We start from the raw sequence: 23,480 nt of genomic DNA on the forward strand, positions 1-23,480 counted from the left end.
CCCCCGCCCGCACCCGCCCAACTCCGCCGCCCTGCACAAAATTCACCCTCCTTCCGCGCGCGGCAGTACCGCTTTCGGGTCCGGCTCGTTGAGCACTCCGGACGCCCCGGCTCCGGCCCGCACACGCAGGCGCGCCGGCCCCGCACGCACCCGAAGGACCCCGCATGAGTACGCCGCCGCCCCCCGGCACCGCCATCCCGCCCCTCGCAGGCGGCGTGGACGGGCCCACCGCCCTGCGGCCGCTGCTCGCCACCGTCCTCGACGCACTCCACGAAGGCGCCGTCGCCCGCGGCGGACCACTGCCCGCGGGCGGCCCCGACGCCGTCGCGAAACGACTGCGCGACGCCGTCGGGCCCGTCATCCCCGCCCACGGCAGCGGCGCGGAAGAGGCCCTGCACACCCTCGTCCGCGCCCTCGCGGAAGGCGCCGCCGACCCGGCCGACCCGCGGTGCGCAGCCCACCTGCACTGCCCGCCGCTCGCCGTCGCCACGGCCGCCGACCTCGCCGCGTCCGCGCTCAACCAGTCGATGGACTCCTGGGATCAGGCTCCCGCCGCCTCCGCGCTGGAGGCCGCCGTCACCCAGGCCGTTGCCGCCGAGGTCTACCCGGGGACAGCAGCCGCAACAGGCACCGCATCAGCCCCCACAACGGATTTCAACACCACCCTCACCGCACCCGCCACCCCCGACGCCCTCGTCACCACCGGCGGTACCGAGTCCAACCAGCTCGCCCTCCTCCTCGCCAGAGAGCGCCACGGCGCCGTACAGCTCATCTGCGGCGCCAACGCCCACCACTCCCTGCGCCGCGCCGCCTGGCTCCTCGGCCTCCCCGAACCCGTCACCGTCCCCGCCCCCTCCGGTGTGATCGACCTCGTCGCCCTCGATGAAGCCCTCACCGATCTGCACCACCCTCGGCTCGTGGCCGCTACCGCGGGCACCACCGACACGGGCCGCATCGACCCGATCCCCGAGATCGCCGACCTCTGCGCACGACACAACGCCGAGCTGCACATCGACGCCGCGTACGGCGGCCCTCTGCTCTTCAGCGACAGGCATCGCGGCGCCCTCGACGGTTTGGACCGCGCCCACTCAGTCACCCTGGACCTGCATAAACTCGGCTGGCAGCCGGTCGCCGCCGGGCTCCTCGTCGTACCCGACAGGCGCCTCATCGACGTACTGCGACACCAGGCCGACTATCTCAACGCCGAGGACGACACCGAAGCCGGCCTGCCCGACCTCCTCGGCCGGTCACTGCGCACGACCCGTCGCCCCGACATCCTCAAAGTCGCGGCGACCCTCAGAGCCCTGGGCCGCAGCGGTCTCGGCGACCTGGTCGACCGCACCCTCGCCGCCGCCCGGGAACTCGCCGACCTGGTCGAGAAGAGCCCGCACCTGGAACTCTACGAACGCCCCGCGCTCTCCACGGTGCTGTTCCGCCCGGCCCCCGATGCGGCCACGGCATCCCACACCGCCACCGCCGCTGCCGCCGCCGGCTCCGACGAGACCGTCGCCGACATCCGCCGCACCCTCCTCACCGAAGGCCGGGCCGTCCTCGGGCGGGCCCGCATCGACGGCCGCCTCTGGCTCAAAGCCACCCTGCTCAATCCCCACACCACAACCAGCGACCTCGAAGCACTCCTGAACCTCCTGGAAGGCCGTACTCACCGATGACCGTCCCCCAGTCCCCAGAGCCCGAACACCCCCACGACCTGGTGGGCATCGGCATCGGCCCGTTCAACCTCTCCCTCGCCGCGCTCGCGGACGGCATCCACGGCGGTATCACCTCCGCCTTCTACGAGCAGCGCCCCGCCTTCCACTGGCACCCCGGCCTGCTCATCGAAGGCGCCACCCTCCAAGTCCCCTTCCTGGCAGACCTGGTGACGCTCGCCGACCCCGCGAGTCCCTGGTCGTTCCTCAACTACCTGCGCACCCGCGAACGGCTCTTCCCCTTCTACTTCGCCGAGCGCTTCCACATCCAGCGCGCCGAATACGACGCGTACTGCCGCTGGGTCAGCACCAACCTGCCCGGACTCCACTTCGGCCATCAGGTCGACGCGGTCCGCTGGAACCCCGAACGTGCCGCCTTCGAAGTCGACTTCACCCAACTCGACGCCGACGGGGAAGCCGAAGCCCTCGGCCGCGCGTACGCCCGCAACATCGCCGTCGGCGTGGGCACCGAGCCGTACATCCCCGAACCGCTCAGGCCTCTCGCCGAGGCCCCGACCGTCCCGGTCATCCACTCCGGCGCATACCTGGACCACCGCGAACGCCTCCTCGGCGCCGAGCACATCACCGTCATCGGCTCCGGCCAGTCCGGCGCGGAGGTCTTCCTCGACCTGCTGCGCGCCCGCCCCGCAGGCCGCGAAAAGATCACCTGGCTCGCCCGCAGCGAGGCCTTCGCCCCCATGGAGTACTCCAAGCTCGGTTTGGAACACTTCACGCCCGACTACAGCCGCTACTTCCACGCGCTGCCCGAGCCCGTACGCGACGAGCTCGTGCCCCGTCAGTGGCAGCTGCACAAGGGCATCGACGCCGACACCATCACCGCCATCCACGACGAGCTCTACCGGCGCACGATCCACGGCGGCTGGCCCGACGCCGTCATGACCCCCGGCGTCTCCGTCCGTACGGCGGGCCGCGTCGCCACCACCAAGGTCGAACTCCACCTGGAACACATCCAGCAGGGCACCCGCTCCCGGCTCACCACCGACGCGGTCGTTCTCGCCACCGGCTACCGCGAGCGCCCCCTCGGGCAACTCCTCGCGGGCCTCGACCCGTACATCCGGCGCGACGCCCGGGAACGCCCTCGCGTCGACGAGCGCTTCCGGCTGATGCTCGACGCCTCCGTCACCGGGTCGGTGTACGTGCAGAACGCCGAGCAGTACACCCACGGCGTCGGCGCCCCCGACCTGGGACTGGCCGCCTGGCGCAGCGCGATCATCCTCAACTCGCTCACCGGCACGGAGGCCTACCCCATGCCGTGCCGGACGGCGTTCACCAGCTTCGGCCTGGAATCCCGGGAGGCGCCCAGGGTCCCGTCCCAGCAGCCGGAGCTGACACCGCTGGCGCAGGGGAACTGAGCGGGAGTGCGGGTGCGGATGCCTGCGGCGGGCTTGTTCCCCTCCCCGCCCCTTCCCGGCTGTGACCCTTCGCGGCTGTCGCCGCGTGGGGGCTCCGCCCCAGACCCCGGTCCTCAAACGCCGGACGGGCTGAGAGTTTCCGGATGCCGCGCACATTCGGCCCGTCCGGCGATCGAGGACACGCCCGAAGGACGTCCGGGGTCCGGGGCCTGCCCCGGCTTCGGGAAGGAGCGGGTCCGATCGCGTTCATGGACTGCGCCATCGGATGCACCGGACCGTGCTTCGCGGTGATCGGTTCGACCTTGGCGTAGTAGTACGACAGCTGGGTGCCCTGGATGGTGTCGCCCGCGTCGATCAGCAGAGTGTTGCGCCGGCCCTTGTCCTTGCGGACCTGCTCGACGAGCGTGGAGATCTTCGCGAGGCCCACATTGTTGTGGTCCTTGTCGTCGAACTCCTTGTCCGTGAAGTAGTCCCAGTTGAAGACATTGCCGTGCAGGTCGGTGGTGCCCATGACAGTGAAGGAGTACCGCTTCGGGGGACGCCCGTGCCCGTGCCCGTGCCCGTGGGCCTTGGCGGGGGCGACGGCGCTTCCCGCGACGGCCACACCGGCCCCGGCGGCGGCCGAGCGGCCCAGGAACGTCCTACGGTTCAGCGGCATGCTGCTGTCTCCTCGGTTCACTGAGAGACGTCCCATGAGACGTCGTTGCGCAACGCGCGTAGATTCTGACCCGGGAGCCACACAGGACAACACCCCCTAGGGGTTTCGATCTGATGACTGCCACTTGTCCGACCCGGGTGCGACAGTGGCTGAGTGACCGACGAACCGAACACCGCAGCCCCCTACGGCACCCCCGACGCACCCCGCCTCGCGGTGCAGGGCGAGGCGCGCCTCGAATTCGACCCGGAAATCGCCACTATCGGCATCACCGTCAGCGCTCGCGGTACAGACCGGCGCACCGCGCTCGAAGACCTGACCCGACGCAACACCCTGGTGCTCGACCTCATCAAAACCTACGGCGAAGTCGTGGAAAAGCTGGAGACCGGCTCCTTCTCCATCGGCCCCGAGCTGACCAAACACGGCCGCGGCGAGCGCGTCCGCGCCTACCACGGCCATGTCTACGTCACCGCGGTCCTCACCGACTTCACCGCGCTCGGCGAGCTCACCACCCGCGTCGCCGACCTCGAACTCACCCGGATCGACGGACCCTGGTGGAGCCTGCGCCTCGAATCGCCCGCATACGGCGAAGTCCGCCGCCAAGCAGTGAAGGAAGCCGTCAAACGTGCTCGCGAATATGCGGACGCGCTCGGCACTGATCTCGCCGCCCTGGTCGAACTGGCGGACCCGGGGGCGGAAGAAGCGCACCCCGTCCACGCCGACTTCAAGATGGGCTTCGCGGGCCGTTCACGCTCTGCGGCCGGCCCGGAAATGGCGGAGGACGCCCCCTCACTGGACCTCGAACCCCAACGTCAGGCCGTCCACGCCCTGGTGAACGCACGGTTCATCATGAACCGGCCCCAGCTCTGACCCGATGCCTCGCCACTCCAGCGGGGAACTCACGCGACGGCGCTCTGAATTGCTCATCAGAGCGCCCCCGCGCACAATTCAACACTTGTCAATAACCTTTCACTCAGAGGTTGTTGAGTAGTCATGCTCGGCCAATTCTCTACTCGTCGGTAAGGTTTAGGCTCGACTCATGCGCCGAGCAAAGATCGTCTGTACCCTGGGGCCCGCCACCGACACATACGACCAGATCAAGGCACTGGTCGAAGCCGGAATGGACGTCGCCCGGTTCAACCTCAGCCACGGCACCTACGCCGAGCACGAGGAGCGCTACGAGCACGTACGCCAAGCTTCCGAGGAGACCGGCCGCAGCGTCGGCGTGCTCGCCGACCTTCAAGGCCCGAAGATCCGCCTCGGACGCTTCCGCGAAGGCCCTGTACTGCTTGAACGGGGCGACGAGTTCACCATCACCGTCGAACCCATTGAAGGCGACCGCAACGCCTGCGGCACCACCTACGAGGGCCTCGCCGACGACGTCACCACCGGCGAACTCATCCTCATCGACGACGGCAAGGTCGCCCTCGAAGTCACCGCAGTGGAAGGCCCCCACGTCCGTACCACCGTGGTCGAGGGCGGCATGGTCTCCGACCACAAAGGACTCAACCTCCCCGGCGTCGCCGTCTCCGTTCCCGCCCTTTCCGGGAAGGACATCGACGACCTTCGCTGGGCCCTGCGGATCGGCGCGGACATCATCGCCCTCTCCTTCGTGCGCAGTGGACGCGACATCGAGGACGTCCACCGCATCATGAAGGAGGAGGGCCGCCGCCTCCCCGTCATCGCGAAGATCGAAAAGCCGCAGGCCGTCGAGAACATCGACGACATCGTCGCGGCCTTCGACGGCATCATGGTCGCCCGCGGCGACCTCGGCGTGGAAATGCCGCTGGAGCAGGTCCCGATCGTCCAGAAGCGCGCCATCAAACTCGCCAAGCGCAACGCCAAGCCGGTCATCGTCGCCACCCAGATGCTCGACTCGATGATCGAGAACTCCCGCCCCACCCGCGCCGAAGCCTCCGACGTCGCCAACGCCGTCATCGACGGCACCGACGCGGTGATGCTCTCCGGCGAGACCAGCGTCGGCAAGTACCCCGTAGAAACGGTCAGGACGATGGGCCGCATCGTCGAAGCCGCCGAGGAGGACATCCTCGCCAAGGGCCTCCCGCCCCTCACCGAACGCAGCAAGCCCCGCACCCAGGGCGGAGCCGTGGCCCGCGCCGCAGCGGAGATGGGCGACTTCCTGGGGGCCAAGTTCCTCGTCGCCTTCACCCAGTCCGGCGACACGGTCAAGCGCCTCTCCCGCTACCGCTCACCCATCCCGCTGCTCGCCTTCACCCCCGACCCGGCGACCCGCTCGCAGCTCAACCTCACCTGGGGAGTCGAGACCTTCCTCGGCCCGCACGTCGAATCCACCGACGCGATGGTCGCCCAGGTCGACGAACTGCTCCTGAAGATCGGCCGCTGCCAGAAGGGCGACGTCGTGGTCATCACCGCCGGTTCCCCGCCCGGGGTGGCCGGCTCGACCAACCTGGTCCGCATCCACCACATCGGCGAGGACGACGTTCCGAAGTAGGAGTCGCGTCAGTACTTCGGCCCGACGTGAGCGTCCATCAACGCGACGGACGCCCGTCGGGGCGACGGAGATGTTGTAGAGCTTCCCGTGCCGGGTGCAGTGCTTCCACTCGACGCCGAGCTTGTCGAGGGGGTCCGTGTAGAGCTGCCGGATGTCATCCGAGACATTGGTGAACCAGTACCGCGGGTACTCGTACCGCTTCCGCTCGCCGTCCACGACGCGGGTCGTCCAGTTCATGTTCCGACATCCGTCGGAGTGGATGAGCCCCCGGACGAACTCCCATGGGTGCGCGTCCACGATCTTCTGCTGCCAGGGTTCGAGCGCGATCTCCCGGTCGTGCTTCTTGCCGGGCCCGACCGGGGCATTCCCCACGCCTGGAACGGTCCATGTGTAACCAGTACGAGACGGTGCCAGCCGGTACGTTCAACTGCCGTGCGACGTCCGCGTTCTTTGAACCGGATCGGAGGAGAGCGAGCGCCTTGTGGCGTACCTCTATGGCATGGAAGTACATGCTGCAACTCTGCGTGACGCTTGCTTGCAGTGCGTGAAAAAAAGCGGATGTTCACGAGAACGTGAACATCCGCTTCTGCGATAAAAGTGCCCGGTGTGGGATTCGAACCCACATGCCCTAAGGGCACGGCATTTTGAGTGCCGCGAGTCTGACCAGTTCCTCCAACCGGGCAAGGTAGGGAGCTGTCGAGCAGTGTACCGGGTCACCACCTGCGGTTGCAGCTAGGTAGGCTCAGGGTGCAGCACCTGCCCTGTAACGAGGAGTCCCCGTGACCACCCCCGAGTCGCCCCAGCCCGTCGCCGACGACGACAAGTCGCACGTACCGCCGCTGACGACCCGTGTCGTCATCGCCGAGGACGAGGCCCTCATCCGCCTCGACCTCAAAGAGATGCTGGAGGAAGAGGGCTACTCGGTCGTCGGCGAGGCCGGAGACGGGCAGCGGGCCGTCGAGCTCGCTCGTGAGCACCGGCCCGACCTGGTCATCCTCGATGTGAAGATGCCCGTCCTGGACGGCATCTCCGCGGCCGAGCAGATCACCGCGGAGTCCATCGCTCCGGTGCTGATGCTGACCGCGTTCTCGCAGCGTGATCTTGTCGAGCGGGCGCGGGACGCGGGCGCGATGGCGTATCTGGTGAAGCCGTTCAGCAAGAGTGACGTCGTACCGGCCATCGAGATGGCGGTGTCGCGGTTCACGGAGCTGAAGGCGCTGGAGACCGAGGTCGCGGACCTGACGCTGCGGCTGGAGACGCGGAAGCTGGTGGACCGGGCCAAGTCGGTGCTGCAGACGCAGTACGGGCTGACCGAGCCGGCCGCGTTCCGGTGGATCCAGAAGACGTCGATGGACCGCAGGCTGTCGATGCAGCAGGTCGCGGAGGCGGTCATCGAGGACGCCGAGGAGAAGAAGGCCGCGAAGGGCTGACGGCCCTGGCCGGTACGAGACGTACGTACGGAGAGTGTCAGTCCTCGCCGAGGTACGCCTTGCGGACGGACTCGTCGTGCAGGAGGTGCCGGCCCGTGCCGGAGAGCACGATCTTGCCGATCTCCATGACATGGCCTTCATCGGCGAGCGACAGCGCGGCCTGGGCGTTCTGCTCGACGAGCAGGATCGTCGTGCCTTCGGCCTTGAGGCTGACGATGGTCTCCATGATCTTCTGCATCATGATCGGGGAGAGGCCCATGGAGGGCTCGTCGAGCATGAGCAGTTTCGGCCGGGACATCAGGGCGCGGCCCATGGCGAGCATTTGCTGTTCGCCGCCGGAGAGGGTGCCCGAAGCTTGCTTACGGCGCTCTCCCAGGATCGGGAAGAGGTCGTAGGCCCGCTGGATGTCCTTCTCGATGCCCGCCTTGTCGGTGCGGAGGAACGCGCCCAGTTGGAGGTTCTCCGCGATGGTGAGGCGGGGGAAGATGTGGCGTCCCTCGGGGGAGTGCGCGAGCCCGAGTGCCACGATCTTGTGGGCGGGCACGCCGTTGAGGGGCTTGCCCTCGAAGGTGATTTTCCCGCTGAGGGGCTTGAGGAGCCCCGAGAGGGTGCGCAGGGTGGTCGTCTTGCCGGCGCCGTTGGTGCCGATGAGCGTGACGACCTGGCCGGCTTCGACGCTGAAGGAGATTCCCTTGACGGCTTCGATCTTGCCGTAGGCGACCTTGAGGTCTTCGACCTCGAGAAGTGCGGTCACTTGGTCTCGTCTCCTTCCGTGCTGGTGGGGCTGGTAGTGCTGGTGGTGCTGTGCGCCTCGGCCGCTTCGACCTCGGCGATTTCGTCGGCACCGGGGGCGCCTTCGAAGGGGGTGCCGAGGTAGGCGGCGATGACGCGATCGTCGCCCTGCACGACTGCAGCGGTGCCTTCGACGAGCTTTTCGCCCTGCACGAGACAGGCGACGCGGTCGGAGAGGTTGAAGATGAAGCGCATGTCGTGCTCGATGACGAGTACGGCGATGCCCTGGTCCCGGATGGCGAAGACGAGTTCTTCGGTGGCGCGGGTTTCCTGGGGATTCATGCCGGCCGTGGGCTCGTCGAGGAGCAGGAGGCCGGGCTCGCTGGCGAGTGCGCGGGCGATTTCCAGCTTGCGCTGGTCACCGTAGGGCAGGTTGCGGGCGAGGTGGTCGGCCTTGTCCTGGAGGCCGATGAACTCCAGGAGTTCCATGGCGCGTGCGTGCGAAGTGGCTTCGGCCTTCTTGAAGCCGGGGCCGCGCAGCAGGGCCGACCAGAGGCCTTCCTTGGTCCTGGTGTGGCGTCCGACGAGGACGTTTTCCAGGACGGTCATGTTGGAGAAGAGCCGGATGTTCTGGAAGGTCCTGGCGATGCCTGCCTGGGTGACGAGGTGGGGCTTGGGCGGCAGGACAGTGCCCTTGTAGGTGACCTTGCCCTCGGTGGGCACGTAGAGCCCGGTGAGGCAGTTGAAGAACGTCGTCTTGCCGGCGCCGTTGGGCCCGATGAGGCCGACGATCTCGCCCGCGTTGACGGTCAGGTTGACGTTGCGTACGGCGGTGAGGCCGCCGAAGCGCATGGTCACGCCGCTGGCGTCGAGGACCGTGGTGGTCTCGGTGGTGGTCGTCATGTCGTTCACGCCCCCGCCTTCGTGACGCCGACGCCGGAGCCGGTCAAGCCCTTGTCCGGTACGTCGAGTTGGTCGGTCTCGTGGTACTCGAGCTGGGCGCGCCGGTTGGCGATGAGGCCTTCGGGGCGGAAGCGCATGAGCAGGATGAGCGCGATGCCGAAGCCGAGCAGCTGGTAGTCCTGAAGGAACTGCAGCTTGGCGGGGATCATGTAGAGGAGCGTCGCGCCGATGAGGGGTCCGCTGATGGTTCCCATGCCGCCGAGGATGACGGCGGCGAGGAGGAAGGCGGAGTTGGGCGGTACGGGGCCCGCGAAGACGTACATCTCGGGGACCACGGTGCTCTGCACGTGTGCCTGGACCGTGCCGGCCAGGCCGGCCAGGGTCGCACCGAGGGCGAAGGCGATGAGTTTGACGCGGAAGCCGTTGATGCCCATGGCGGTGGCGGCGGTCTCGTCCTCGCGGATGGCGACCCAGGCGCGTCCGATGCGGGAGCTGCCCGCGCGGCTGAAGACGAGGATCACGAGGATCATCGCGAGCAGCATGAGCAGGTAGTAGTTGGCGTACGAACCGAGTTCGAAGCCGCCGATGGTGTGGGATTCGCCGAAGTCGTATCCGAAGAAGACGAGGTCGGGGATGTTCGGCACGCCGTTGGGGCCGTTGGTGATCTGCGGGCCGGATACGCCGTCGAGGTTGCCGACGGTGATGCGGAAGATCTCACCGAAGCCGAGGGTGACGATGGCGAGATAGTCGCCGCGGAGCCGCAGGGTCGGGGCTCCGATGACGACGCCGAAGATCAGCGAGACGAGTCCGCCGGTGAGGACGGATGCCCAGAACGGGAACTGGACGTCGAAGGCGGATGCGGTGGTGCCTGAGACGAGGGCGGCGGTGTAGGCGCCGACGCCGAGGAAGGCGACGTATCCGAGGTCGAGGAGTCCGGCGAGGCCGACGACGATGTTCAGTCCGAGCGCGACGGTCGCGAAGATGAGGATGTTGACCGCGATGAGCGTGAACTGGTCGGTGTTCTGGGTGAAGGGGAAGGCCGCAGCGGCGACAAAGGCGGCCGTCACGGCGATGGGGCGGTACTTGGTGGTGAGCCCCGAGAGCCGTGCCATGAGGCCGGCCTTGAACAGAGCGGCGACGGCGAAGCCCGCGGTGATCATGTAGCCGGTGAAGAGTTCGGCGTACTCGGTGTCGATGCCGTACGTGATGACGAACAGGCCGATACCGAAGGCCACGACGATGATCAGGATCTCGGCCCAGGAGGGCAGTGCCTTGGGGCGTCGGGCCTTGCGTGTGTCGTCGGGGAGCTGGAATGCCGCGACGAGCGGGATGACGGAGGCCACCGCTGCGACGAAGCCGCCCGGTTCGAGGTTGACCACGCCGCCGAGTTCGACGGTGATGGCGACGACCGTGAACCAGGTGGTGCCGAAGGCGCCGAGGGCGAACAGCTGGAGGGCTTTGGTGGTGCCGGTGGGAGCCAGCCAGCGCAGCCCCTTGATGTCCAGCGAGGCCAGGGCGAACAGGGTGGTGAGGAGGCCCGCGACCAGGGTGAGGACCTGGAGGCCGCCGGGGTACCCGTAGACGGTGAGGTCGCCGGGGAACTCGTCGGTGTAGGTCCAGGACAGGAAGGTGCTGGCGATCGTGGCGAGTCCGCCGACGGCGGTGAGCCGACGGAAGAGCACCGTGCGGGGGTTGTTGCCGGCCGGTGCGGTCTCGGCTGTCTGCGTGGTGTCGGTTGTCATGGCTCTCACGCCCGATCCGCGACGCGCTCACCGAGCAGGCCTTGTGGCCTGACGAGGAGCACGACGATGAGAAGTACGAATGCCCAGACGTTGGCCCAAGCGCCGCCGCCGAGCTGCTGCATCCCGGGAATCTCTTCGATGTAGGCGATCGACAGAGATTCCGCGAGGCCCAGGACGACTCCGCCGACCATGGCTCCGTAGATGTTGCCGATGCCGCCGAGGACGGCGGCCGTGAAGGCCTTGAGTCCGAGGATGAAGCCCATCTCGAAGTTGATCTGGCCCTTGTCGAGGCCGTACGCGACGGCGGCGACGGCGGCGAACGCGGCACCGATGGCGAACGCCATCACGATGATGCGGTCCGTGTTGATGCCCATCAGCTTCGCGGTGTCGCGGTCCTGCGCGGTGGCCTGCATGGCGCGGCCGCTGCGGCTCTTGGCCACGAAGATGCCCAGGGCGAGCATGCACAGGGGGGCGAGGACAAGAACGAAGGCGTCGGCGCGCTGGAGGTACAGGTTGTCGAACAGCTTGAAGGACTCGCCCTGGAACTCGGGGAAGCTGCGTGGCTTCTTGGCGTCCGGGTAGAAGCCCCAGACAAGCTGCTGGAGAACGATCGAGAGGCCGATCGCGGTGATGAGCGGTGCCAGCCTGGGGGCGCCGCGCAGCGGCCGGTACGCGAAGCGTTCGGCGGCGGTGGCGACGGCGACGGAGGCGATGGCGCCGCCGACGATCATGAGCGGAATGGCCACGAGAAGTGACGTTCCGCTGGGGAGCGCGATGTAGGCGGTGAGGGCGCCGAAGCCCCCGATCATGAAGATCTCGCCATGGGCGAAGTTGATGAGCTGGACGATGCCGTACACCATGGTGTACCCGATGGCGATGAGGCCATAGAGCGCGCCGAGTGCGAGGCCGTTGGCCAGCTGTTGCGGCAGTTCGTGCACCGCAGGGCCTCCGATGAGCTTGTCGGATATGACTCCGCGCGAGGGCGCTGTTGCGCCCTCGCGCGGTGGGGATCAGGTCGTGAAGTGGAGCGGGGTGGTGCGGTGGATCAGTCCTTGAAGGTGGCGGACTTGACGTCCTTCCAGACCTTGCCCTCGACCTTGTAGACGGTGAGCTGCTTGTTCGTGGTGTCGCCGTACTTGTCGAAGGCGACCTTGCCGGTCACACCGTCGAAGGAGACCTTGGCCATGGCCTCGACGACCTTGGCGCGGGCGTCGTCGGGGAGCTTGCCGTCGTTGGCGGCGACCACGCTCTTGACGGCCTGGACGATGGCCCAGCCGGCGTCGTACGAGTAACCGCCGTATGCGGCGTACGGGTCCTTGTAGCCGGCTGCCGAGTAGTCGGCGATGAACTTCTTCGCCGTCGGGAGCTTCTCGACCGGGTAACCGATCGAGGTGGCGAAGTCACCGTCGTTGGCGACGCCGGAGGCGCTGATGAAGGCCGGGTCGTAGATGCCGTCTCCACCCATGGTGGGGATCTTGGCGCCGGTCTTCTTGATCTGGTCGGAGAGCAGGCCGCCCTCGGGGTACTGACCACCGAAGTAGACGGAGTCGGCGCCGGAGGACTTGACCTTGTCGGCGGTGCTGGAGAAGTCGGTCTCCTTCACCGTGACGTGGTCGGTGCCGGCGATGCTGCCGCCGAGGCGCTTGAATTCGGCGGAGAAGATGGCGGCGAGGCCGGCGCCGTAGGTCTGCTTGTCGTCGACGACGTAGACCTTCTTCTTCTTCGCGTCGTTGTACAGGTACTGCGCGGCGAACTTGCCCTGGACGACGTCCGTGGCGGCGGTCCTGAAGTACGTCTTGAACGGGCGGTCCAGCTTGCCCTTGCCCCAGTCGTCGCCCTGGCTCAGCGCCGGGTTGGTGTTGGCGGGGGAGACCTGGACGACGCCGGCCCTGTCGAAGTCACCCTGCATGGACTGGGCGACGCCGGAGTTCAGGGGGCCGACGGCTCCGATGACGTCCTTGTTGCCGACGAGCTTGGCGGCGTTGGCCTTGCCGGAGGCGGGCACAGCCTGGTCGTCGAGGGCTTCGATCTTGAACTCGACGCCGGGGACCTCGTTGTTCTTGTTCGCGGTCTTGGCCGCGAGGTCGACGGAGTTCTTGATGCCCTGGCCGAGTGCGGACAGCGATCCGGTCAGCGGTGCGTCGACGCCGATGACGATGGTGGTTTTCTTGCTGCTGTCGCTCTTCTTGTCGCCGTCGTCGCGCGACCCGCAGGCGGTGAGCGTGAGCGCTCCCGTGGTGACCACTGCGGTGAGAATGAACAAGGAACGGTGTCGCACGGTAAGTCCTTTCCCTGGCGCGGCCTCCTCTGCTGAGGTGCCGTTTCGTTCGCCGGGCCGTACTGGGGCGGAAGGGGCGGGCTGCAGACGCGCCCGGCGGCGCGGTGACTGGCCGTGACTCTAAGCGCAGGTGACGGGGTCGGGGAGCGGGCAGGGCAGGATGTGACTGTCTTGTTATGCCGGGGCCAATGCTCGGGGGGAACTTTGCCACCAAAGGGGACTTGTCGCCGCGTTGGTGAACTGCTCACATGCTGAGAAAGCCCAGTTCCGCTAAGGGGCTTGAGGCGATCTTGGTACTGACCCTGGGCAGAGTGTGCGAAGTGTGGAGGCGGCGTCGGCGCTGTGGCGGCCTTCGAGAGTGAAGCCTGGTTTCCTCGGGCGTTCTTATTACGGAGCGTTACGCCGAGGAGGATCGGCCGGACTCCGCGCGCTGTGCGGCGGCAGCCGCTGATGGTCACGCGGGGCGCTGCCGAAGAGGTGGAGGGCCGGGGGTGCGGACGTGTGCGGCTGCCGGCCCTTTCCGCTGAGGCCGTTGCCCCCTGGTGGCGGGGGTGGTGATCGGGAAGGCGCAGCCGTGGGGAGGCTGTCGGTCGGGCCGCTGCGTCAGCTGCGGGAACTGCGGGGGGCCAGGCCACGAGCAGGTCCGGTGGTCGGCCCGGCGCGGGCTTCGGGGGCACCGCGGCAGCGGAGGAGGGGATGCGGAGGCTGCCGCGATCGTCGCCGGGAACCAACAGGGCGCTCCAGTAGGGTGGTTGGCGTCGAAAGCCTGCGGGGTTCGGCGAGTGGGCTGTTGTCGGCGGTCCCGGTCGGGCCGGTATCGCTCGGGGCGGTTCACCTCGGCGGACGCCAGTTCTCCGAGCTGCCGGTGGCGCCCTTCGCGGCCTCGCAACGCGCCTGGCTTTCACGGCCGATCAGTGCCTCGGCGGCGGCGGCGCCGCGTTTCCGCTGCTCAGCGCGTGCTGCGGCCAGGATCTGCTCGTGGAGTTCGTACTGATCGTTCGAGAAGCCCTTCTGCTCCCAGTCGATCCCGGCCCATTTCCCGCCTCTGAGCGCCTCCTTGGCCCAGTACGAGACGAGCGAGGCGCACACTTCCGCCGGGGTGGTTCGCCGGGGCGCCGGGCTGTCACTCGGGGTGATCTCGGAAGTGCCGGTTCCGCCGCATCCGGTCAAGGCGACGAGCAGTGCGAGCGTGCACCCGATGCCCGCTCGGCGCGTCGATCTACCGACTGAACCCATCTTCGCAGCTTAGGGGTTGGCGGTTCAGTTGTCTTCGGCCGGTTGTGCGGCCGCTCGGTGTTCGCGGACACCGAGCGGCAGGTCGCTGTCCGCTGCGCCACCCGGCCGGGACGCGGTGGGGCGTTCGGGCCGGGTGAGCGGCGTGCCGCTGGCGCTCAGCCCGCGGCGGGCGGGGCCGCGGAGCTGTCGGCGTCGCGCAGCAGGCAGGTGAGGCGGGCCGTGCAGACCCGCTTGTCCTGGTCGTCGGTGATCACGATCTCGTAGGTGGCCGTGGAGCGTCCGCGGTGCACGGGGGTGGCGACGCCGGTGACCAGACCGCTGCGGGCCCCCCGGTGGTGGGTGCAGTTGAGGTCGACACCTACGGCGAGCTTGGAGATGCCGCCGTGCAGCATGGCCCCGATGGAGCCGAGCGTCTCGGCGAGCACCGCGGAGGCGCCACCGTGCAGCAGCCCGTACGGCTGAGTGTTGCCCTCCACCGGCATGGTCGCGACGACGCGCTCCGCGGAGGCCTCGATGATCTGCACGCCCATCCGGGTGCCGAGGTGGCCTGCGGAGAAGAGCGCGGGCAGGTCCACGCCCAGGGCGGCGTACTCGTCGATGACCTCTTGCGGGAACTTCACAGCTGTCTGCTCGCCCATGGGGCCCGGCTCCGATCCTTGTGCGGGTCGTCGTGCGGCGTCCTGCCGCCCACGTGCTTAAGCGAACGCTTAGGCGGGTGGTGATTGTTCCAGACGGACAATCACGGACTTGCTGGCGGGTGTGTTGCTGGTGTCGGCGGTCGAATCGAGGGGGACCAGCACATTGGTCTCCGGGTAGTACGCGGCGGCGCAGCCCCGCGCGGTTGGGTAGTGCACCACCCGGAAGCCCGGTGCGCGCCGCTCCACACCGTCGTTCCACTCGCTGACCAGGTCGGTGTACGAGCCGTCGGCCAGTCCCAGGTCGCGGGCGTCGTCGGGGTTGACGAGGACCACGCGACGGCCGCCCTTGATGCCGCGGTAGCGGTCGTCCAGGCCGTAGATCGTGGTGTTGTACTGGTCGTGGGAGCGCAAGGTCTGGAGCAGTAGCCGGCCTGCGGGCAGCGCCGGGTATTCGACCGGCGCCGCGGTGAAGTTGGCCTTGCCGGTGGCGGTGGGGAAGCGCCGCTCGTCGCGTGGGGCGTGCGGGAGGCTGAAGCCGCCGGGGTGGGCCACGCGCGCGTTGAAGTCCTCGAAGCCGGCGACGACGCGGGAGATCCGGTCGCGGATCGTCGCGTAGTCCTTCTCGAAGTCCTCCCAGGGTGTGAGGGACGCGGGGCCCAGGGCCGCGCGGGCGAGGCGGGCGACGATGGCCGGCTCGGACAGCAGGTGCGGTCCGGCGGGGGTGAGGTTGCCGCGGGAGGCATGCACCATGCCCATGGAGTCCTCGACGGTCACGAACTGCTTGCCCGCAGCCTGCACGTCCTTGTCGGTGCGGCCCAGGGTGGGCAGGATCAGGGCGCGGGTCCCGGTCACGACGTGCGAGCGGTTGAGCTTGGTCGAGACGTGGACGGTGAGATCGGCGCGGCGCATCGCGGCCTCGGTGACGTCGGTGTCGGGGGAGGCGGCGACGAAGTTGCCGCCCATCGCGAAGAAGACCTTCGCCCGGCCGTCGCGCAGCGCCTGGATGGCCCGCACGACGTCGAAGCCGTGATGGCGCGGCGAGGTGATCCCGAATTCCTTGTCGAGGGCGTCCAGGAAGGCGGGGGCGGGGCGCTCGAAGATGCCCATGGTGCGGTCGCCCTGCACATTGGAGTGCCCGCGCACGGGGCACACACCGGCGCCGGGGCGGCCGATGTTGCCGCGCAGCAGCAGGAAGTTGACGACTTCGCGGATCGTCGGCACCGCGTGCTTGTGCTGGGTGAGGCCCATCGCCCAGCACACGATGGTGCGCTGCGAGGCGAGGACCATGCGTAGGGCCTCCTCGATCTTCGCACGGTCCAGGCCGGTCGCGATGAGGGTCTCGTCCCAGTCGGCCCCGGCGGCCTTGGCCGCGAACTCTTCGTACCCATGGGTGTGTTCGCGCACGAACGCCTCGTCGACCGCGCCGTCGGTCCGCACGATCAGCTTGTTCAAGAGGCGGAAGAGAGCCTGGTCGCCGCCGAGGCGGATCTGCAGGAACAGGTCGGTGAGCGCGGCGCCCTTGATCATGCCCTGCGGTGTCTGCGGGTTCTTGAAGCGCTCCAGGCCCGCCTCGGGCAGCGGATTGACCGAGATGATCTTCGCCCCGGCGGCCTTGGCCTTCTCCAGCGCGGTGAGCATCCGCGGGTGGTTGGTGCCCGGGTTCTGCCCGGCGACGATGATCAGGTCGGCCTGGTGCAGGTCCTCCAGGGAGACGCTGCCCTTGCCGATGCCGATGGTCTCGTTCAGCGCCGAGCCGGACGACTCGTGGCACATGTTGGAACAGTCCGGCAGGTTGTTCGTGCCGAGCTCGCGGGCGAAGAGCTGGAGCAGGAAAGCCGCTTCGTTGCTGGTGCGGCCCGAGGTGTAGAAGACGGCCTCGTCGGGCGAGGCCAGCGCCTTGAGCTCGGCGCCGATGATCTCGAAGGCCCGCTCCCAGCTCACCGCCTCGTACCGCTCGGCGCCCTTCTCCAGGAGCATCGGCTGCGTGATGCGGCCCTGCTGTCCCAGCCAGTACCCGCTACGGCCGGTGAGGTCCGCTACTGGGTGCGCGGCGAAGAAGTCGGGGGCGACGCGGCGCAGAGTCGCCTCCTCGGCGACGGCCTTCGCGCCGTTCTCGCAGAACTCCGCGGTGTGCCGCTTGTCCTCCTCGGGCCAGGCGCAGCCGGGGCAGTCGAAGCCGTCCTTCTGGTTGACCTTCAGGAGGGTCTGCGCGGTGCGGCGCACCCCCATCTGCTGCTGCGCGATCCGCAGGGTGTGCCCGATGGCTGGCATCCCGGCCGCGGTGTGCTGCGGCGCCGTGACCTGCGGTGCGTCCTGGACCGGGTCGTCTGCGGGCGGCTTGGCGGCCATGGTGCTCCCCTTTGAGCTCTGAGCGTGCGCAGTGCGCTGCGTCGTTCTGCCGCGAGCGCAGTCCGTCCGCCGCGCCCACAGTTCCGTTACGTACACATCCGATCCTGTCACGCAGCGCTGACAGCGGGGCCGGGTGGGCCGGGAATGTCAGTGCGGCGGCCTAGGATCGGGTGCGTGGTAGAGACAGCATCGAAGAAGAGCGCAGAAATCCGTCCCCGCCTGCTCCTCATGGACGGGCACTCCCTGGCGTACCGGGCGTTCTTCGCGCTGCCCGCGGAGAACTTCACGACCGCGAGCGGCCAGCCGACGAATGCCATTTACGGCTTCGCGTCGATGCTGGCGAACACGCTGCGCGACGAAGCGCCCACGCATTTCGCGGTGGCCTTCGACGTGTCGCGCAAAACGTGGCGGTCGGACGAGTTCCCCGAGTACAAGGCGAATCGCTCCAAGACCCCCGACGAGTTCAAGGGGCAGGTCGAGCTGATCGGCGAGCTGCTCGACGCGATGCACGCGGACCGGTTCGCGATCGACGGGTTCGAGGCGGACGACGTCATCGCGACCCTGGCGACGCAGGCCGAGGCCGCCGGTTTCGACGTGCTGATCGTCACGGGCGACCGGGACTCCTTCCAGTTGATCAGCGAGCGCGTCACCGTGCTGTACCCGACCAAGGGCGTCTCGGAGCTGACCCGCTTCACGCCCGATAAGGTCGAGGAGAAGTACGGGCTCACCCCGCAGCAGTACCCGGACTTCGCTGCGCTGCGTGGCGACCCCTCGGACAACCTGCCGGGCATCCCGGGCGTCGGCGAGAAGACGGCCGCGAAGTGGATCAATCAGTTCGGTTCGTTCGCCGAGCTGGTGGAGCGCGCCGACGAGGTCAAGGGCAAGGCGGGGCAGAGCTTCCGCGACCACCTGGACGCCGTGAAGCTCAACCGCCGCCTCACCGAGATGGTGCGCGACGTGGAGCTGCCCAAGGGGCCCGCCGACCTTGAGCGCGCCCCGTACGACCGCGAGGCGATGCTGGGCGTCCTGGACGTCCTGGAGATTCGCAACCCGAGCCTGCGGGAGCGGCTGCTCGCCGTGGACCCGGGCGCCGTGGAGGAGGAGGCCGCGGCCCCCGCCGCCGGCATCGCCATCGACGGCACGGTCCTCGGCTCCGGTGAGCTCGCGCCCTGGCTGGCGGTCCACGGTGATCAGCCGCTCGGTGTCGCCACCGTCGACGCCTGGGCGCTGGGCACGGGCAGCGTCAGCGAGATCGCGCTCGCCGCGGCCGACGGCGCCGCCGCCTGGTTCGACACCACGCAGCTCGACGAGGGCGACGAGAAGTCCTTCGCCGCCTGGATCGCGGACCCCGCCAGGCCCAAGGTCATGCACAACGCCAAGGGCGTGATGCGGGTCTTCCCCGAGCACGGCTGGCAGGTCGACGGTGTCTCCATGGACACCGCGCTGGCCGCCTACCTGGTCAAGCCGGGGCGCCGCTCGTTCGCGCTGGACGCGCTGTCCGTGGAGTACCTCGGCCGTGAGCTGGCCCCGGCCGCGTCCGCCGACGGCCAGCTGGCCTTCGGCACCGACGAGCAGGCCGAGGCCGACGCCCTGATGACGCAGGCCCGCGCCGTCCTGGACCTGGGCGACGCCTTCACGGAGCGCCTGAAGGAAGTCGGCGCGACCGACCTGCTGCACGACATCGAGCTGCCCACCTCCATTCTGCTGGCCCGCCTGGAGCGGCACGGCATCGCCGCCGACCGCGCCCATCTCGACACCATGGAGCAGCAGTTCGCGGCCGCCGTGCAGCATGCGGTGGCGGAGGCGCACGACGCGGCGGGGCGCGAGTTCAACCTCGGCTCGCCCAAGCAGCTCCAGGAGATCCTCTTCGGCGAGCTGGCGCTGCCCAAGACGAAGAAGACCAAGACCGGTTACACCACGGACGCGGACGCCCTGGCGTGGCTGGCGGCGCAGACCGAGCACGAGCTGCCGGTCATCATGCTGCGCCACCGCGAGCAGGCCAAGCTGCGCGTCACCGTCGAGGGTCTCGTCAAGACCATCGCGTCGGACGGCCGGATCCACACCACGTACAACCAGACGGTGGCGGCCACCGGCCGGCTCTCCTCCACCGAGCCCAATCTGCAGAACATTCCGGTGCGTACGGACGAGGGCCGGGCCATCCGCCGTGGCTTCGTCGTCGGCGAGGGTTACGCATGCCTGATGACCGCCGACTACAGCCAGATCGAGCTTCGCGTGATGGCGCACCTGTCGGAGGACGCGGGACTCATCGAGGCGTTCGCCACCGGTGAGGACCTGCACACCACGGTCGCCTCCCAGGTGTTCGGCGTGGAGAAGTCCCAGGTCGACCCGGAGATGCGCCGCAAGATCAAGGCCATGTCGTACGGACTGGCCTACGGCCTCTCGGCCTTCGGCCTGTCCCAGCAGCTGAACATCGACGCGGGTGAGGCCCGCGGGCTGATGGACACCTTCTTCGAGCGGTTCGGCGGTGTACGGGACTATCTGCAGCGCGCTGTCGAGGAGGCCCGCGCCACCGGGTACACCGAGACGATGCTCGGCCGCCGCCGCTATCTGCCGGACCTCAACAGTGACAACCGCCAGCGCCGCGAGATGGCCGAGCGGATGGCGCTCAACGCCCCGATCCAGGGCACGGCTGCCGACATTGTCAAGGTCGCCATGCTCAGGGTCGACAAGGCCCTCGAAGAGGCCGGGCTGACCTCGCGGATGCTGCTCCAGGTGCACGACGAAATCGTGCTGGAGATCGCCAAGGGCGAGCGCGAGCGGGTCGAGGAGATCGTGCGCCGCGAGATGGCCGCCGCCGTCGAGCTGAACGCTCCGCTCGACGTGTCGGTGGGAGTGGGCACCGACTGGGAGTCCGCCGCGCACTGACCCGCAGGGCCGGCGGCCCGCTCACTCGTTCCGAGTCGGAGTACGACAAGGAATGGGCGAGCGGGCCTTCCCGCCCAAGGCGGAGTGCGTCAGCGCCCCCGGTCGGCGACCGTGGAACCGACCGCCGCCGCGTCCGGCGCCGCTTGGCCGGGACCGGCTGCGTCGCGGCCCCGGCCCCGCTGCCGCAGCCGTACTCCCGCCGCGTACAGCACCAGCCCCGCCGCCAGCCCCGCACCGGCCCCGAAGCACGCGGTCGGGACGAAGTCCAGCGGCTGCAACGGCACGGTGTCCATGGCGATCAGGCGCAGACACCGGTGTGCGACGCCCATCAGAACGCACACCCCCAGCAGAGCGGCGGCCGCCCACTGCCCCCGCGCGTCCAGCAGCGGTACGGAAGCGGGCGCCTCCCCGTCGGGACCGCGCCGCAGCGCGGTGACGGTGAACCACCCGATCACCACGAGGGCGAGCGCTGAACTGCCGTACTGCGCGTACGAGTACACCGGGAAGCCCGCGACCGACTCACCGAGCGCCGGCAGAGCTCGCACACCCCATCGGTCCAGGTGCGTGAAGCTGTCCCAGAGGACATGCGTGCACGCGCCGACGGTCGCCGACAGGACGAACCGCCAGGCCAGCGAGGAGAGTCGCATGCCGTGCCAGTCGCTGCCACGGACAAAACGGTGGAAGCGCGCCTGGCGGTGGCGCGGCACCAGCGCCAGCAGCGGCTCGCGCATCAGCAGCCATATCCCCACCAGGGCCGCCGTGATCAGCACGTCGACGGTGACGATGCCCGGCAGCGAGTGGGTGACGTCCCCGAAGGTCATCGCTGCCGGGATCGCGGTGGCGGCGAAGTACGTCATGTCCGGTGCGAAGGACCCGGCGACGAGCGCCGAGGCGAACAACGGGCCGCGCGCGGTCCCGTCGCGTCGCATGCCCGGCAGTACCGCCGCGGCATGACTGAGTGTGAACGGCAAGGACCCCCCTCGGACCGCTTCTGAGCGGCGTCGAACAGTGCCGATCAGTATGCGGGACGTTTACGGGCGAGTGTCCTGAGCCACCCGCCATGTGAAGAACCGGCAATAAAGGGGCAGGGATCGGTGCTCCGGCGCGGCGAGTTGTCGTAGTGTCGCGTGAGTCCTGACGCTGGGGAGCGCGGGCATCGACGGGGAGGGCCTTACGTATGACAGCGCAATTCGGTCGCAGGCTGCGCAAGGGGGCCACAGCCACCACAGTGGCGGCGCTCGCCGTGGCAGCGCTTTCGGCCTCGCAGGCGCCCGGCATCACGCACGCTCACGGCGACCAGCCGGCCGCGGGGGCGACCGATACTCCGGACACCCCGGTGACCGGTGACTCGCCGTACTACACCGATCTTCCGCCGCTGCGCACCCCCGACAAGCCGGGCACTTCGGTCGACCTCCCGGGCTCGCCCGGTTCGGCTGAAGCGGGCATACCGTCCTCGGTGCTGGCCGCGTACAAGCGGGCGGAGGCCGCCATCAAGGTCTCCGACCCCGGCTGCCGCCTCCCCTGGCAACTGCTCGCGGCGATAGGCAAGGTCGAGTCCGGACAGGCGAGTGGCGGCGCGGTCGACGACAACGGCACCACCCTGAAGCCGATTCTCGGCCCCAAGCTCGACGGCGTCGGGTTCGCCAACATCTCCGACACCGACAACGGCGCGTACGACGGCGACGTGACGCACGACCGCGCGGTCGGCCCGATGCAGTTCATCCCCTCGACCTGGGCGACCTGGGGCCAGGACGGCAACGGCGACGGCAAGAAGAACCCGAACAACATCTACGACGCGGCGCTCGGCGCGGGACGCTACCTCTGCGCCAACAACCGGGACGTGTCGGCCAAGGACGACCTCGACGCGGCGATCCTGGGCTACAACCGGTCGACGGAGTACCTGCGTACGGTCCTGTCCTGGTTCGAGTACTACAAGAGCGGCAGCCACGAGGTCCCGGACGGCGAGGGCGTCCTGCCCGGCAGCTCCCTGCCCGACATCAATCCCATCGGGGCAGGACAGCCCACCCCCGGTACGAGCCCCACGCCGGGGCCGAGCCCGTCAGGCCCGAGCGCGCCGGGGCCCACCGAGCCGGGCAAGCCGACGCCTCCTTCGACGACCCCGCCGACCGAGCCGACGCCGCCCACCACCCCGCCGACCAAGCCCACCCCGCCGGCCCCCGCGCCGCTCACCGCCCTGGAGCGCCTCGGCGCACGGACGGTCACCGCCACCGCCGGCGAGAACTTCGCCGACCGGCTGCGGGTGCGCGGCGAGACCGCCGCGGGCAAGGTGGTCAAGGGCGCCAAGGTCCAGTTCCAGATCGTCGGCGAAACCGGCGCCCGCTTCCCGGGCGGCGTGCTGCGCGTCACCGCCACCACCGGCGCCGACGGCATCGCCGCCGCCCCCGCCCTGAGCGCGGGGCAGCGGACCGGCACCTTCACCGTCCGCGCCAAGGCGCTCAGCACCACCGCGCCCACCACCGACTTCGGCGCGACCGTCAAGGCCAAGCCCGCACCGGACCCCAAGTCCGACGCGCTGGCTCGTACGTCCGACAAGGCACTCACGGCCCAGACCGGCGGTTCGTTCGCCGACCTCGTCGAGCTGAAGGCGACGTACAAGAGCAAGGCCGCCGCGGGCATCGGGGTGAGTGCCTCGCTGGTCACCGATGGTGATACGCCGGTGGAGAACGACAAGGGCCCGTACTTCAAGGACGCCGCGGACAAGGCGGTCCGCGCACTGACCGGCCTGAAGACCGACGCCAATGGTCTGGTGAAGCTCCCGAAGATCTACACCGACGGGAACGCGGGCACCTACAAGCTCCGCCTCACCACCGAGGACGGCGTGGTCCTGACCGTCGAGCTGACCGTCACCGCGGCGCCCACCACGCCGCCGACGGGCACTCCCCCCACGACCCCCACCACACCCGGCGCGTAGCCGCGCACAGCCGAACTGCCGCTGCCCCGACCGGACCTGCGCACCGGGCGGGGCAGCTGCATGTTCGCGCGAAGTGTCCGCGCACCGCCTTCTCATCTGGCCGACGCGTTGCTACGGTGCCCCCGCCCTGATGATGCATCAGATGCC

The 23,480-nt window shown here is 69.1% G+C and carries 16 protein-coding genes, 1 tRNA gene and 2 pseudogenes; 7 read left to right on the forward strand and 12 right to left on the reverse strand.

The window, feature by feature from the left end; all coding sequences use genetic code 11:
- Positions 1 to 164 precede the first annotated feature (164 nt).
- Positions 165 to 1,670: a pyridoxal phosphate-dependent decarboxylase family protein gene (locus tag QMK30_RS08515; protein ID WP_283516583.1), complete on the forward strand. Its 1,506-nt coding sequence runs from the start codon at positions 165 to 167 to the stop codon at positions 1,668 to 1,670.
- A complete protein-coding gene (locus tag QMK30_RS08520; protein WP_283516584.1) occupies positions 1,667 to 3,079 on the forward strand; it encodes a lysine N(6)-hydroxylase/L-ornithine N(5)-oxygenase family protein in 1,413 nt (470 codons plus the stop codon). Before QMK30_RS08515 ends, QMK30_RS08520 begins: the two co-directional genes overlap by 4 nt.
- 235 nt (positions 3,080 to 3,314) lie before the next feature.
- Here the strand turns inward: QMK30_RS08520 and QMK30_RS08525 are convergent.
- Positions 3,315 to 3,737, reverse strand: a pseudogene (locus QMK30_RS08525) (twin-arginine translocation signal domain-containing protein); the annotation flags it as partial.
- Between the two features lie 153 nt (positions 3,738 to 3,890).
- Between QMK30_RS08525 and QMK30_RS08530 the strand changes: the two are divergent.
- Entirely contained in the window at positions 3,891 to 4,604 is a 714-nt protein-coding gene (locus tag QMK30_RS08530) for an SIMPL domain-containing protein (protein WP_283516585.1), read from the forward strand.
- A gap of 169 nt (positions 4,605 to 4,773) precedes the next feature.
- The gene (gene pyk / locus QMK30_RS08535) at positions 4,774 to 6,207 is read left to right on the forward strand and encodes a pyruvate kinase (RefSeq protein WP_283516586.1); all 1,434 of its coding nucleotides are present in this window, start codon (positions 4,774 to 4,776) and stop codon (positions 6,205 to 6,207) included.
- 8 nt (positions 6,208 to 6,215) lie between these two features.
- Here pyk and QMK30_RS08540 read toward each other — a convergent pair.
- Both QMK30_RS08540 and QMK30_RS08545 read right to left on the reverse strand, forming a co-directional pair.
- Positions 6,216 to 6,718, reverse strand: a pseudogene (locus tag QMK30_RS08540) (hypothetical protein).
- An 87-nt stretch (positions 6,719 to 6,805) separates the two neighbouring features.
- A tRNA-Leu gene (locus tag QMK30_RS08545) sits at positions 6,806 to 6,889 on the reverse strand.
- A 97-nt stretch (positions 6,890 to 6,986) separates the two neighbouring features.
- Here QMK30_RS08545 and QMK30_RS08550 point away from each other — a divergent pair.
- Positions 6,987 to 7,637, forward strand: coding sequence for an ANTAR domain-containing response regulator (locus QMK30_RS08550; protein WP_283516587.1), 651 nt, complete (start codon positions 6,987 to 6,989; stop codon positions 7,635 to 7,637).
- 37 nt (positions 7,638 to 7,674) lie between these two features.
- Here QMK30_RS08550 and QMK30_RS08555 read toward each other — a convergent pair whose 3' ends face one another.
- The 8 genes from QMK30_RS08555 to QMK30_RS08590 form a co-directional block, all read right to left on the reverse strand.
- A complete protein-coding gene (locus QMK30_RS08555; RefSeq protein ID WP_283516588.1) occupies positions 7,675 to 8,391 on the reverse strand; it encodes an ABC transporter ATP-binding protein in 717 nt (238 codons plus the stop codon).
- Positions 8,388 to 9,272 (reverse strand): ABC transporter ATP-binding protein, encoded by an 885-nt coding sequence (locus QMK30_RS08560; protein WP_283516787.1) that lies wholly within the window; start codon positions 9,270 to 9,272, stop codon positions 8,388 to 8,390. Before QMK30_RS08560 ends, QMK30_RS08555 begins: the two co-directional genes overlap by 4 nt.
- Positions 9,273 to 9,277: 5 nt before the next feature.
- Complete coding sequence (locus QMK30_RS08565) at positions 9,278 to 11,014, reverse strand: branched-chain amino acid ABC transporter permease (RefSeq protein WP_283516589.1); 1,737 nt, start codon at positions 11,012 to 11,014, stop codon at positions 9,278 to 9,280.
- Between the two features lie 5 nt (positions 11,015 to 11,019).
- Positions 11,020 to 11,952: a branched-chain amino acid ABC transporter permease gene (locus QMK30_RS08570; RefSeq protein ID WP_283516590.1), complete on the reverse strand. Its 933-nt coding sequence runs from the start codon at positions 11,950 to 11,952 to the stop codon at positions 11,020 to 11,022.
- A gap of 107 nt (positions 11,953 to 12,059) precedes the next feature.
- Positions 12,060 to 13,292, reverse strand: coding sequence for a branched-chain amino acid ABC transporter substrate-binding protein (locus QMK30_RS08575; protein ID WP_283516591.1), 1,233 nt, complete (start codon positions 13,290 to 13,292; stop codon positions 12,060 to 12,062).
- An 831-nt stretch (positions 13,293 to 14,123) separates the two neighbouring features.
- Positions 14,124 to 14,528 carry a hypothetical protein gene (locus QMK30_RS08580; protein ID WP_283516592.1) on the reverse strand — a complete coding sequence of 135 codons (405 nt, stop codon included), beginning with the start codon at positions 14,526 to 14,528 and terminating at the stop codon, positions 14,124 to 14,126.
- 155 nt (positions 14,529 to 14,683) lie between these two features.
- Positions 14,684 to 15,166: a PaaI family thioesterase gene (locus tag QMK30_RS08585; RefSeq protein WP_283516593.1), complete on the reverse strand. Its 483-nt coding sequence runs from the start codon at positions 15,164 to 15,166 to the stop codon at positions 14,684 to 14,686.
- Between the two features lie 69 nt (positions 15,167 to 15,235).
- On the reverse strand, positions 15,236 to 17,515 hold the full coding sequence (locus QMK30_RS08590; RefSeq protein ID WP_283516594.1) for an FdhF/YdeP family oxidoreductase: 2,280 nt from the start codon (positions 17,513 to 17,515) through the stop codon (positions 15,236 to 15,238).
- A 174-nt stretch (positions 17,516 to 17,689) separates the two neighbouring features.
- Between QMK30_RS08590 and polA the strand changes: the two genes are divergently transcribed.
- Positions 17,690 to 20,401, forward strand: a complete 2,712-nt coding sequence (gene polA / locus QMK30_RS08595) for a DNA polymerase I (protein ID WP_283516595.1) — start codon at positions 17,690 to 17,692, stop codon at positions 20,399 to 20,401.
- Between the two features lie 89 nt (positions 20,402 to 20,490).
- Here the strand turns inward: polA and QMK30_RS08600 are convergent, their stop codons facing one another.
- Positions 20,491 to 21,372, reverse strand: coding sequence for a DUF4184 family protein (locus QMK30_RS08600; RefSeq protein ID WP_283516596.1), 882 nt, complete (start codon positions 21,370 to 21,372; stop codon positions 20,491 to 20,493).
- A 206-nt stretch (positions 21,373 to 21,578) separates the two neighbouring features.
- Here QMK30_RS08600 and QMK30_RS08605 point away from each other — a divergent pair, with 206 nt between their 5' ends.
- Positions 21,579 to 23,333 carry a lytic transglycosylase domain-containing protein gene (locus QMK30_RS08605; protein WP_283516597.1) on the forward strand — a complete coding sequence of 585 codons (1,755 nt, stop codon included), beginning with the start codon at positions 21,579 to 21,581 and terminating at the stop codon, positions 23,331 to 23,333.
- Positions 23,334 to 23,480 lie beyond the last annotated feature (147 nt).

The sequence above is a fragment of the Streptomyces sp. H27-C3 genome (assembly GCF_030063415.1).
GTDB lineage: Bacteria > Actinomycetota > Actinomycetes > Streptomycetales > Streptomycetaceae > Streptomyces.

What these genes read in the sequence shown, in the direction of transcription:
- QMK30_RS08515 (WP_283516583.1), top strand. Translation starts at nt 165, where the DNA reads ATGAGTACGCCGCCGCCCCCCGGCACCGCCATCCCGCCCCTCGCAGGC.
- QMK30_RS08520 (WP_283516584.1), top strand. Translation starts at nt 1,667, where the DNA reads ATGACCGTCCCCCAGTCCCCAGAGCCCGAACACCCCCACGACCTGGTG.
- pyk (WP_283516586.1), top strand. Translation starts at nt 4,774, where the DNA reads ATGCGCCGAGCAAAGATCGTCTGTACCCTGGGGCCCGCCACCGACACA.
- QMK30_RS08560 (WP_283516787.1), bottom strand. Translation starts at nt 9,272, where the DNA reads ATGACGACCACCACCGAGACCACCACGGTCCTCGACGCCAGCGGCGTG.
- QMK30_RS08565 (WP_283516589.1), bottom strand. Translation starts at nt 11,014, where the DNA reads ATGACAACCGACACCACGCAGACAGCCGAGACCGCACCGGCCGGCAAC.
- QMK30_RS08580 (WP_283516592.1), bottom strand. Translation starts at nt 14,528, where the DNA reads ATGGGTTCAGTCGGTAGATCGACGCGCCGAGCGGGCATCGGGTGCACG.
- QMK30_RS08585 (WP_283516593.1), bottom strand. Translation starts at nt 15,166, where the DNA reads ATGGGCGAGCAGACAGCTGTGAAGTTCCCGCAAGAGGTCATCGACGAG.
- QMK30_RS08590 (WP_283516594.1), bottom strand. Translation starts at nt 17,515, where the DNA reads ATGGCCGCCAAGCCGCCCGCAGACGACCCGGTCCAGGACGCACCGCAG.
- QMK30_RS08605 (WP_283516597.1), top strand. Translation starts at nt 21,579, where the DNA reads ATGACAGCGCAATTCGGTCGCAGGCTGCGCAAGGGGGCCACAGCCACC.